This is a genomic window from Rhodoblastus acidophilus (genome assembly GCF_900187365.1).
Classification (GTDB): domain Bacteria; phylum Pseudomonadota; class Alphaproteobacteria; order Rhizobiales; family Beijerinckiaceae; genus Rhodoblastus; species Rhodoblastus acidophilus.
Genome location: NZ_FYDG01000041.1, coordinates 1 through 9,987, shown reverse-complemented (window position 1 = coordinate 9,987; position 9,987 = coordinate 1). Strand labels below are relative to the sequence as shown.

General features: G+C 64.3%; 10 protein-coding genes and 1 pseudogene. 6 read left to right on the top strand and 5 right to left on the bottom strand.

Going from position 1 to position 9,987, the window contains the following annotated elements; translation table 11 throughout:
* The first annotated feature begins 571 nt into the window (after nucleotides 1–571).
* On the top strand, nucleotides 572–757 hold the full coding sequence (locus CFB24_RS22875; RefSeq protein WP_141098570.1) for a hypothetical protein: 186 nt from the start codon (nucleotides 572–574) through the stop codon (nucleotides 755–757).
* Here the strand turns inward: CFB24_RS22875 and CFB24_RS23830 are convergent.
* Nucleotides 727–1,383 carry a rhodanese-like domain-containing protein gene (locus CFB24_RS23830; protein WP_244593282.1) on the bottom strand — a complete coding sequence of 219 codons (657 nt, stop codon included), beginning with the start codon at nucleotides 1,381–1,383 and terminating at the stop codon, nucleotides 727–729. The two genes, CFB24_RS22875 and CFB24_RS23830, sit on opposite strands and share 31 nt — an antisense overlap.
* 9 nt (nucleotides 1,384–1,392) lie before the next feature.
* Nucleotides 1,393–2,310, bottom strand: a complete 918-nt coding sequence (locus CFB24_RS23825; RefSeq protein WP_244593283.1) for a rhodanese-like domain-containing protein — start codon at nucleotides 2,308–2,310, stop codon at nucleotides 1,393–1,395.
* Here CFB24_RS23825 and CFB24_RS23820 point away from each other — a divergent pair.
* Nucleotides 2,212–2,454 (top strand): annotated as a pseudogene (locus CFB24_RS23820) (ABC transporter substrate-binding protein); the annotation flags it as partial. The gene CFB24_RS23825 and the pseudogene CFB24_RS23820 sit on opposite strands and share 99 nt — an antisense overlap.
* Here CFB24_RS23820 and CFB24_RS21745 read toward each other — a convergent pair.
* Genes CFB24_RS21745 through CFB24_RS24015 form a run of 3 tightly spaced genes read right to left on the bottom strand, consistent with a single transcriptional unit; the run spans nucleotide 2,357 to nucleotide 4,209 of the window.
* Nucleotides 2,357–3,262 carry an ABC transporter permease subunit gene (locus CFB24_RS21745; RefSeq protein WP_088522712.1) on the bottom strand — a complete coding sequence of 302 codons (906 nt, stop codon included), beginning with the start codon at nucleotides 3,260–3,262 and terminating at the stop codon, nucleotides 2,357–2,359. The pseudogene CFB24_RS23820 and the gene CFB24_RS21745 overlap by 98 nt on opposite strands.
* Nucleotides 3,259–3,864 carry an ABC transporter substrate-binding protein gene (locus CFB24_RS24020; RefSeq protein WP_338064189.1) on the bottom strand — a complete coding sequence of 202 codons (606 nt, stop codon included), beginning with the start codon at nucleotides 3,862–3,864 and terminating at the stop codon, nucleotides 3,259–3,261. Before CFB24_RS24020 ends, CFB24_RS21745 begins: the two co-directional genes overlap by 4 nt.
* Nucleotides 3,865–3,867: 3 nt before the next feature.
* Nucleotides 3,868–4,209 carry a type 2 periplasmic-binding domain-containing protein gene (locus CFB24_RS24015; RefSeq protein ID WP_338064187.1) on the bottom strand — a complete coding sequence of 114 codons (342 nt, stop codon included), beginning with the start codon at nucleotides 4,207–4,209 and terminating at the stop codon, nucleotides 3,868–3,870.
* Nucleotides 4,210–5,014: 805 nt separating this feature from the next.
* On the opposite strand from CFB24_RS24015, the gene nifH reads away from it, so the two are divergent.
* The 4 genes from nifH to CFB24_RS21720 are packed head-to-tail and all read left to right on the top strand — an operon-like array spanning nucleotide 5,015 to nucleotide 9,825.
* A complete protein-coding gene (gene nifH / locus CFB24_RS21735) occupies nucleotides 5,015–5,881 on the top strand; it encodes a nitrogenase iron protein (protein WP_088522711.1) in 867 nt (288 codons plus the stop codon).
* A 16-nt stretch (nucleotides 5,882–5,897) separates the two neighbouring features.
* Nucleotides 5,898–7,469: a nitrogenase component 1 gene (locus tag CFB24_RS21730; RefSeq protein ID WP_088522710.1), complete on the top strand. Its 1,572-nt coding sequence runs from the start codon at nucleotides 5,898–5,900 to the stop codon at nucleotides 7,467–7,469.
* A gap of 14 nt (nucleotides 7,470–7,483) precedes the next feature.
* Complete coding sequence (locus tag CFB24_RS21725; protein ID WP_088522709.1) at nucleotides 7,484–8,881, top strand: nitrogenase component 1; 1,398 nt, start codon at nucleotides 7,484–7,486, stop codon at nucleotides 8,879–8,881.
* Nucleotides 8,882–8,928: 47 nt separating this feature from the next.
* Nucleotides 8,929–9,825: a transporter family protein gene (locus CFB24_RS21720; protein WP_141098569.1), complete on the top strand. Its 897-nt coding sequence runs from the start codon at nucleotides 8,929–8,931 to the stop codon at nucleotides 9,823–9,825.
* Nucleotides 9,826–9,987 lie beyond the last annotated feature (162 nt).

Here is a 9,987-nt window from a genome sequence, read left to right as displayed (position 1 = left end):
TAGGCTAAACACCCGAAAGCGTCAACCTACCCTAAACCCGAAAACGTCCCCACCCGGCGACCTAGCCGGCCAAACCACGAAGGTCTAGAGAAGACAAGTCAGCGTCCGCCGCCAGTGACCGGCAGCGACGCCGTCGATGGGTGTCTTTTAGATGCTACGATCTGTGGTGGTCAACTGCATTCTGCCAAAAATGTAATTTTTATTTCGCGGCTTGTGAGCCGTCCCAAAATCGCACACCTATTCTGACAGCGCTCGAGGAGCGATGGCGGAAACTGGGTGTGGACGCCGCCTTCGACATTTGGCCGTATTACGGTCTCGCGATTGAACCCACTTTGTTCGGCGAGCACGCCCTTGCGCGAACCTGGGGACATTTCGGCGCGTAGGTCGACGCAAGATCATTATTTTGGAACTGAACGAGGCCAGGCAAGCCTTTCGGCGGCGGGAAGCTGCAAAGCGACGCCGAGGCTATGGCGATATCCCGACCGGCGTTGCAGTTCCCTGACGGCTTCATGACCAGGGGCGACAAGAGGGGCTATCCTCGAATCCGCAACGTCGGCGGGGATGGCATCTCATGGGCGAGACCAAGTCATTGGCATCGGCGACGACCGCCGTCGATTATGCCGCGCGACTTATTCGGGCGGTGGACGCCCGCAACCAGAGCTGGTTGGTGACTGCTCATCTTCCTGGGCTTGGGCATATCAAAGCGTCGCTGGTGTTCGACGTGTCTTATCGGATGGGATCGCCTGTTCGGAAGTGATGGGTTCCGTCGCGGACCAACTGCGCGATCAGGCCATACTCCCAATTGAGATAGGCTTGCATCGCGTCCGCCGCATTGTCCACGCCCTCATAGGGGCGGCGGTAGCGGTCGATGGGAGGACTGGCGAGGCGATCGCCGCCGGTCTCCAGCGCGCGGCCCGACTCCGTCCAGGCCCGATTGCCGCCGTCGAGCGCGAACACCGGGGCGCCGGCGAAAGCCGAAAACTCCGGCGCGACGAATTGCGCCAGCCGGCCGGAGTCGCAGCTGACCACATAGGCCGGCGCCTTTGGCAGCAGCGCGACGGCTTCCGCCAATTGGGAGCGCAGCGCCCACCACGCGCCGGGAATATGGCCGCGGGCGAAATGCGCGGCGCTCGCGAAATCGACCACCACCGCCTCGCCCCGCTCAAGCAGCGCCGCGAGCGCGTCCGCCGTGACCAGAGCAACTTCGGGCTGCCGCGGCGCCGGCGCCGCCCAGGGCCCGATTTCGGTGAGCGCGGCGGCGTCGACGCCATCGAGCACATGGACCTCCCACCCCATCCGCGCCAGCCAGGACGCGGTCATGTCGGCGCGGGCGCCCCGCGTGTCGAACAGCACGATTCGCGCGCCGCGCACGGGCGCGACCATTTCGGTTTCCTACACGAGCTGTCCGCCCGGCGTCGGGCGAAAGCCGGGGAGATGGCCCTGCTCGAACTCCTCGGGCGTCCGCACGTCGAACAGATAGGTGGTGCGGCCCTGCTGCCGCGCCCAGTCGCGCGCCTGCGCGAGGCTCGCGCGGCGCACGCCGTTGCGGTCGGCGACTTTTCGCGCGCGAGACGCCGCCGTTCCGGCCAAAGCTTCGGAAACGTCTGGAAAACGTCGCGTCGCGCCGCGTTCCAGCGCCTGCCCCGCCCGCGTCCAGCCGATCGTCCCGTTGCGCAAGTCGTAAACCGGGTTCGGCAGCCCCTCGTCGACCAGCGATTGCGCGCCAATCAGCGAGCGAGTGCGCCCCGCGCAATTGACGACGATTGTCCTGCGCGGATCGGGCGCGAGGGCCGGCGCGCGCAACACCAGTTCCGCGCCGGGAACGCTGGTCGCCGTCGGAATGCTCATGGTCTGGTATTCGTCGAACCGGCGGGCGTCGAGAATGACCAGATCCTCGCCCCGGTCGATCCGCGCCTTCACCTCCTCGGCGGGGAGCGAGGGCGTGTGCAATTCAGCCTCGACCCATTCGCCGAACGCCTTGCTGGGAACATTGACGTCGCGAAAGACCTCGCCGCCAGCGGCGCGCCAGCCGTCGAGGCCGCCGGCGAAAACGGCGACATTCCGATAGCCGAGCGCCAGCAATTTCCTAGCGGCCTTTTCCGCCAGCCCCTCGCCGGCGTCGAAGGCGACGATGGGGGCGTCGCGGCGCGGCAGCTTGGCGAAGGCGTCGAGTTCGATGCGCGCCAGCGGCAGATCGGCGGCGAACAGAGGATGCGCCCGCGCGTGAGGGTCTCCGTGCCGCTGTTCGCCCAGGCCGCCGGCGCCAAGCTGACCTATCTGGCGCAGGAAAAACCCTCGCCCACGGCGCAAGCCATTTTCGTGCCGAAAAATTCCCCGATCGCGGGACTTTCCGACCTCAAGGGCAAGCGGATCGGCCTCGCCAAGGCCGCCGGCGTGCATTACCTCGCCTTGCGCGCGATCGAGGCGGCCGGACTTTCGCGGGACAATGTGGAGATCGCCGAATTGCAGCCGGCCGACGGCCGCATCGCTTTTGAAAAGGGCGCCATCGCAGCATGCGCCGCTCCAGCAAGCGTGCGACGACGTCCGCCAGCTTGCCCAGCGCGGCATAGATCAGGATGCCCAGCACCACGACGTCGAGTTGCAGGAACTCGCGCGCCTGCATCGCGATATAGCCGATGCCCGATTGCGCCGCGATGGTCTCGGCGACGATCAGCGTGAGCCACATCACGCCCAGCGCGAAACGCAGGCCGACGAAGATCGAGGGCAGCGCGCCCGGCAAAACGATCTGCCTGAACAGCGACATGCGGCTCAGCCCATAGCTGCGTCCCATCTCGATCAATTGCGGATCGACGCTGCGCGCGCCATGAAACGTGTTGATATAGACCGGAAAGAACGTGCCGAGCGCGACCAGAAACAGTTTGGCCGACTCGTCGATGCCGAACCACAGGATCACCAGCGGCATCAGCGGCATCAGCGCGAGATGCGCGACATTGCGGATCATCTGCAAGGTTGTGTCGGTCAGGTCTTCCGACAGTTTCGACAGGCCGTTGGCCAAACCGAGGACGAAGCCGATTCCGCCGCCAATCAGCAGGCCCGACAGCAGCAGGCGCCAGCCCGCTTCGACCACGGCGAGCGGGGAAGGCAGCACGTCCTGCGACAGCGAGCCATAGGCGGCGCTGGCCTGCCAGGCGGCGAGCAGGGCGAGAGGCGCCAGCCACGGCAGCACGGAGCCGCGGACGGAGCCGCGCGACCGCGCGATCGGCGCGGCCGCCTCCTCTTGGGGAACCGCCACGCTGGTCATGATTTCGCCTTCGCCCAGACGACGTCGTGGACGTCGATTCGGTTCGGAATCAATTTCAGCTTGAAATAGCGGTCGGCGACCGCCTGCTGTCCCTCGAGAACCTTTTCGGTCACGGGGCTGAACGTGAATTCTCCGCGATCGACGCTGCGCTTTTGCGCCGCATAATCGACGCCGCTGGCCTCGGTGAACAGCCGCGCGGTTTCCTCGCGATGCGTGTCCGCCCATTGCGTCGCCTTGGCCACCTCCTCGTTGATCGCGACGACGACGTCGGGATGTTTTTCCGCGAAGTCGCGGTTGGCCAGGAAGAAGCTGTTCTGCACGGTCGCCTTGGGGTCGATGGGCAGCGGGCGCGCGTTCTTGCCGATCTCGGCGATGGCGTAGAACGGATCCCAGATCGACCAAGCGTCCACGGCGCCGCTGGTCAGCGCCGCCGAGGCGTCGGCGGGCGACAGATAGACCGGCGTGATCTCGTCGAAGCCGATCCCGGCGCTTTCCAGCGCCGCGATCAGCAGGTTGTGCGCGCTCGACCCTTTGGCGACAGCGACTTTCTTCCCCTTGAGGTCGTTCAGCGTCCTGATCGGCGAGGCCGCGTTGACGACGATGGCCTAGCCTTCGCCGCGCGCGGGAATGGCCGCAACATAAACGATCTTCGCCTTGGCGGCCTGGGCGAAGATCGGCGGGGAATCGCCGGTGTAGCCATAGTCGATGGCGCCGGCGTTCAGCGCTTCGAGCAGCGGCGGCCCAGCCTGGAAATCGACCCATTTGACAGCGACGCCCTGAGGCTCGAAGCGCTGCTCGACCACCCTGCGCGCCTTGGCGAGCAGCAGAGCGCCGATCTTTTGATATCCGATGCGGATTTCCTTGACCGGTTCGGCGGCGACCGGCGTGGCCACAAGCGCCGTGAACGCGATAGCGGCGATCCGGCTCAGGATGTGTCGGCGAGTCATTCGGATTCCTCCTTGGGCGTCGGCGCGGCGATCCCAGCACGATCATTCCGCCCTATTACTGAGTTCGTTTATAGAACCAGTATAATCCACTAAAAAGTGACAAACGGACCACCGGCAGCGAAGGCGGAACTGGCTGCAACCGTTCAGAGCCAAGGCGTGCGCGCCTGACGTCGTGCCGGCGCGGCGATCGCGCTCCGCATCAGATCGGCGTCGACGCCGCAACGCGAGACGGTCTGTGCGATGAACGCCTTCAAGCGCCCCCTCCGCGAGACGATCGGCCTGCCGCAGCAAGGCCGTCCGTCGCGCGGCGGATGGCGTCGCCCAAGACCGTGACCGCTTCCGGCGCCGGCGACGTCGGTACTGAAGGCCGGTCGTTGTCTTCTTTCGGCCGCATCGGCGCGATCACGCTTTGGGCGCGTCATAGCAGCGAAACGCTTCAAATTCCATTTAGTCTATAAACTTGATAAGTTTTGTTGACTTATGGCGAAGCGAGGCGTAGGCGTGAAGGCGGCAAAGCGATCTGAGGCCGCGCGCTCTAGCAAACGTCGGGACCGCAGATCCACGCAAACACCGGTTTCGAGGCGCGCCGCCCATGCGACGGTCGCCGCGCAAAACTTCTGCGAAAGGAGCGAACTTCTGCTGATCTCGAAGCTGATCTTCTCGCAAAGGATGTGAAACCGAAATGCGTCGCGGTTCGCGCAGGCGCAGCTTCTACGACGGCGCGGCGCGCGTTGGCTGACGCCAATCGCTCCAGGCGGCCGTCCACGCAGGACCGCAGCCTGGAGCGAAACTCGGAGACGAAGATATGACCAAACAGATTAAGCAAATCGCGATTTACGGCAAAGGCGGGATTGGCAAGTCGACCACGACCTCCAACATCAGCGCCGCGCTCGCCGAAGCCGGCTACAAGGTGATGCAATTCGGTTGCGACCCGAAGGCCGACTCGACCAATACATTGCGCGGCGGCGAATATATTCCGACCGTCCTCGATCTTCTGCACGCCAACGCGCGCGTCAACGCCTACGAGGCCATTTTTGAAGGGTTCGGCGGCATCTATTGCGTCGAAGCGGGCGGACCGCAGCCGGGCGTCGGCTGCGCCGGGCGCGGCATTATTTCGGCCGTGCAGCTTCTCAAGCAGCAGGACGTGTTCGAGGCGCTCGATCTCGACGTCGTCATCTACGACGTGCTCGGCGACGTGGTGTGCGGCGGGTTCGCCGTCCCCGTGCGCGAGGGGATCGCCGAACACGTCTTCACCGTGTCGTCGTCGGACTTCATGGCCATTTACGCCGCCAACAACCTGTTCAAAGGCATCCAGACCTATTCCAACAAAGGCGGCGCGCTGCTCGGCGGCGTGATCGCCAATTCCATCAACACCGACTTCCATCGCGACATCATCGACGATTTCGTCGCCCGCACCCATACCCAGGTGGTCGAGTACGTGCCGCGGTCGCTCAGCGTGACCCAGGCCGAATTGCAAGGCAAGACCACCATCGAGGCCGCGCCGAAATCAGAGCAGGCTGACGTCTACCGCCGGCTCGCCAAGCGCATCGTCGAACACACCGAATCGAAGACGCCGACCCCGCTGGACCAGCAGGAATTGCGCGACTGGTCGGCGAGTTGGGCCGACCGCCTGATCGCGGTGGAACGGCAGAGCCAGTTGCTGGCGTCCTAAGGCGGGGAGGTTCGAAATGCCGATCAATCTCAAGACTCCGGTGGTCGAGAGCCGCGAACAACGGCTCGGCACAGTCATCGGATGGGAAGGCAGCGCCGAAGAGCTTGCCGTCGAATCCTGCTTCAAGCGTGGCGGCGGCTGCGGCGGGCAGAAGGCGCGGCGCGTCTGCGAATTGCAAAGCCCGTTCACCCAGGGCTCCGTTTGCAGCGAGCAGATGGTGGAATGTCAGGCCGGCAACGTGCGCGACGCCGTACTGATCCAGCACTCGCCGATCGGCTGCGGAACCGGGCAGGTCATCTATAATTCCATCTATCGCAATGGCCTGGCCATGCGCGGCCTGCCGGTGCAGAACCTGCATCTGATCAGCACCAATCTCTCCGAACGGGACATGGTGTTCGGCGGCGTGGCGAAGCTGGAGCGCACCATCCGCGACGCGTGGGAGCGTCACCATCCCAAGGCCATTTTCATCGCCAGCTCCTGCTCGACCGCGATCATCGGCGACGATATCGACAGCGTCGCCGCAGCGGCCGAAAGCGAAATCGGCATTCCCGTGATTCCGCTGCATTGCGAGGGTTTTAAGTCGAAACACTGGAGCACCGGCTTCGACGCCACGCAGCACGGAATCTTACGTCAAATCGTGCGCAAGGCCCCGGAAAAGAAGCAGGAAGATCTCGTCAACGTGATCAATCTGTGGGGCGGCGACGTGTTCACGCCCATGCTCGGCGAGCTGGGCCTGCGGGTCAATTACGTCGTCGACATGGCCACCGTAGACGAACTCGCGCAATTGTCCGAGGCGGCGGCGACGGTGACGTTCTGCTACACGCTCGGCTCCTATATGAGCGCGGCGCTCGAACAGGAATTTGGCGTGCCGGAGATCAAGGCGCCCCTGCCTTACGGCTTTGAAGGCACGGACGCATGGTTGCGCGCCATCGCCAAGCAAACCAACCGGGAGGAGAAGGCCGAAGCCTATATCGCGCGCGAGCACGCGCGGGTGAAGCCGCGCATCGCGGAGTTGCGCGAATTGCTGAAAGGCAAGAAAGGCTACGTCTCGACCGGCTCCGCCTATGCGCATGGCCTGATCGGCGTGTTGCGGGAACTCGGCGTCGAGGTCGAGGGATCGCTGGTCTTCCACCACGACCCCGTTTACGACAGCCAGGATCCCCGGCAGGACACGCTGGCGCATCTCGTCGACACCTACGGCGACGTGCCGCAATTCACCGTCGGCAATCGCCAGCAATACCAGTTTTACGCCCTGCTGCAGCGCATCAAGCCGGATTTCATAATCATCCGGCACAACGGGCTCGCCCCGCTGGCGGCGCGGCTCGGGATTCCGGCCATCCCGCTCGGGGACGAGCATCACGTCGTCGGCTACCAGGGCATCGTGAACCTGGGCGAATCCATTCTCGACGTGCTCGCGCACAAGAAGTTCCATCAGGACCTCGCGGCCCACACCAAGCTTCCCTATCGGAAATGGTGGCTCGAACAGACCGATCCGTTCGTGCTCGCCAAGGAAAAGCAGGCGGCGCAAGCCGCGCCGCGTCAGCCCGCGGCGCTTTCGTCCTCCGTGCGCCGCGTCGGCGCGAAGTGAGCCGGGAATTTGTCATGACAGCGCATGATTTGAAAACGACGCTCGGCTCGGCCAAGCCCATCGTCGACAAGACCATCGTCGAAAAAACCCATTCGATTGAACAGATCCGCTACGGTTGCGCCATCGGGGCGATGCAGAGCGTGGTGGCGATCCCCCGCGCCATTCCGATCACCCATTGCGGACCCGGCTGCGCCGACAAGCAATTCATGAACCTCGCCTTTTACAACGGTTTTCAAGGCGGCGGCTATGGCGGCGGGGCGGTGACCCCCAGCACCAACGCCTCCGAACGCGAAGTCGTGTTCGGAGGCGGCGAGCGTTTGACCGAGCTGATCGGATCGACGCTGAAAGTGCTTGAAGCCGATCTGTTCGTCGTGCTTACCGGCTGCATCCCCGATCTCGTCGGCGACGACATCGGCGCGGTGGTCAAGCCGTTCCAGCAGCAGGCCGTCCCCATCGTCTTCGCCGAAACCGGCGGCTTTCACGGCAACAATTTTACGGGGCACGAGCGGGTGACCCGCGCCATCATCGACCAGTTCGTCGGCCCCTACGACGGCGCGCCTGAGGCGGGAACCGTCAACGTCTGGACGCTGCTGCCCTATCACAACACGTTTTGGCGCGGCGACCTGACTGAAATAAAGCGCCTGCTCGCCGGCATAGGCCTCAAGGTCAACATCCTGTTCGGCCCGGAATCCGCGGGCGTGGATGAATGGAAAGCCATTCCACGCGCCCAGTTCAATCTGGTGATCGGTCCCTGGCTCGGGCTGGAAACCGCGCGGCATCTCGAAACCAAATACGGCCAGCCGTTCCTGCATGCGCCGGCTCTGCCGATCGGCGCCGGCGAAACCAGCGCCTTCCTGCGCCGCGTCGCCGCCTTCGCCGGCCTCGACAAGGACCGGGTCGAGGCGTTCATCGCCGACGAAGACGCCCGCTACTACAAATATATCGAGGACTTCACCGATTTCTATTCAGAATATTGGTGGGGCCTGCCGGCCCGCTTCGCCGTGATCGGCGACGCCGGCTATGCGCTCGGTCTCACGCGGTTCCTCGTCAATCAGCTTGGCCTGATCCCGGCCCGCGTTATCGTCACCGACAATCCGCCCGAGGAGACGCGCGGCCTGATCAGCGCCGAATTTCGCGCCATCGCCGACGATGTCGCGGTGGACGTCGCGTTCGAGGAAGACAGCTACACGATCCATGAGATTCTGCGGAAAACCGATTTCGGCCACAAGCCGCCGATCCTGTTCGGCACGACCTGGGAGCGCGATCTCGCCAGAGATCTGAAAGGCGCCATCGTCGAGGTCGGGTTCCCCTCGTCCTACGAAGTCGTCCTCAACCGCTCTTACGTCGGCTATCGCGGCGCGCTCACCCTGCTCGAGAAGATTTACACGACGGCGGTCGGCGCCAGCGCCTGACGCCCCGGGAAGGACTGCCGCCTGCGAAGGCGGTCACGGAGACTGCAATGAATTTCAAAAAATCATTGGGTGCGGCGGCCCTCTGCGCAGCCGCCTTGGTCGGCTTCGAGACTAAAGCGCAGGCGGGTTCTGAAATCCTGCCCGGCATCACCACCGGCGTCGCGCTCGGCGCGCCGCTGCCGCAGGGCGTTTATGTGCTGCAATTGCCGAGCTACGGCTACACCAATTCGAAACCCGGCGCGAATGTCGGCGTCATCGTCCCCGCCTGGTTGATCTGGTCGACGCCGTGGGACATTCTGGGCGGTCATCTGCTGTTCGACGCCGCTTCGCCGTTGGCGAACGCCGCAATCCATGGCGCTCGCAGTTGGGCCGGCGCATCCAATCCGCTCTTAGAGGCGCAGTTGAAATGGAGCCTTGGCGGCGGCTGGTACGGCGGCGTGCAGGCCGGCGCTTATCTGCCGGTGAACAATGAGCTGACGCAGATCAACGTCGCCCGCGATTTCGCCTCGTTTCAGACCGTCGCGGCGGTCAGCTACCTTGCCGACGGCTATAATCTTTCCGCGACGTTCATCTACGGCACGGGTCAGGACGCCAGCTACAACGGCCCGGTTCGCAGCAGTCTGACGGCGATCCCCGGCAGCTGGGGCACGAACTGGATCAACCTCGACCTCACCGCCACCAAGAAATTCGGCAAGGTCGAAGCCGGCGCCGTCGGCTACGCCTCCTGGGATCTCGACCAGCCTTACGCCGGTTATGGGAGACAGAGCCAGTTCGTGCTTGGCGGTCTGGTCGGTTATGATTTCGGCGTCGTCAATGTCGCCTTCAAATTGACCCGCACCGTGGCCGAGACCAATTACGGCGGCTTTGAAACACGGGGCTGGGCGAATATCATCGTTCCGCTCTGGGTCGCCGCGCCACCGACGACCGTCGCCGCAAAATATTGAGCAAGCGTTGCGCGCTCGCGTCGATCCCGCCGGTTTGGCGCGGGAAACAGGTTCGCCTGCCGGCAGGGTCGTGAGGACAAAGACATGATCGCCAAACCCCTGATCGACGCGCTCCCCTCCGGCGGGTGTTCGGCCTCCGCTTGCGGGTCCTCCGCCGCGCCC

Coding starts and splice junctions, on each gene's coding strand:
- CFB24_RS22875 (WP_141098570.1), top strand. CDS start 572: ATGGGCGAGACCAAGTCATTGGCATCGGCGACGACCGCCGTCGATTAT.
- CFB24_RS21745 (WP_088522712.1), bottom strand. CDS start 3,262: ATGACCAGCGTGGCGGTTCCCCAAGAGGAGGCGGCCGCGCCGATCGCG.
- CFB24_RS23830 (WP_244593282.1), bottom strand. CDS start 1,383: ATGGTCGCGCCCGTGCGCGGCGCGCGAATCGTGCTGTTCGACACGCGG.
- nifH (WP_088522711.1), top strand. CDS start 5,015: ATGACCAAACAGATTAAGCAAATCGCGATTTACGGCAAAGGCGGGATT.
- CFB24_RS21725 (WP_088522709.1), top strand. CDS start 7,484: ATGACAGCGCATGATTTGAAAACGACGCTCGGCTCGGCCAAGCCCATC.
- CFB24_RS21730 (WP_088522710.1), top strand. CDS start 5,898: ATGCCGATCAATCTCAAGACTCCGGTGGTCGAGAGCCGCGAACAACGG.
- CFB24_RS21720 (WP_141098569.1), top strand. CDS start 8,929: ATGAATTTCAAAAAATCATTGGGTGCGGCGGCCCTCTGCGCAGCCGCC.
- CFB24_RS24015 (WP_338064187.1), bottom strand. CDS start 4,209: ATGACTCGCCGACACATCCTGAGCCGGATCGCCGCTATCGCGTTCACG.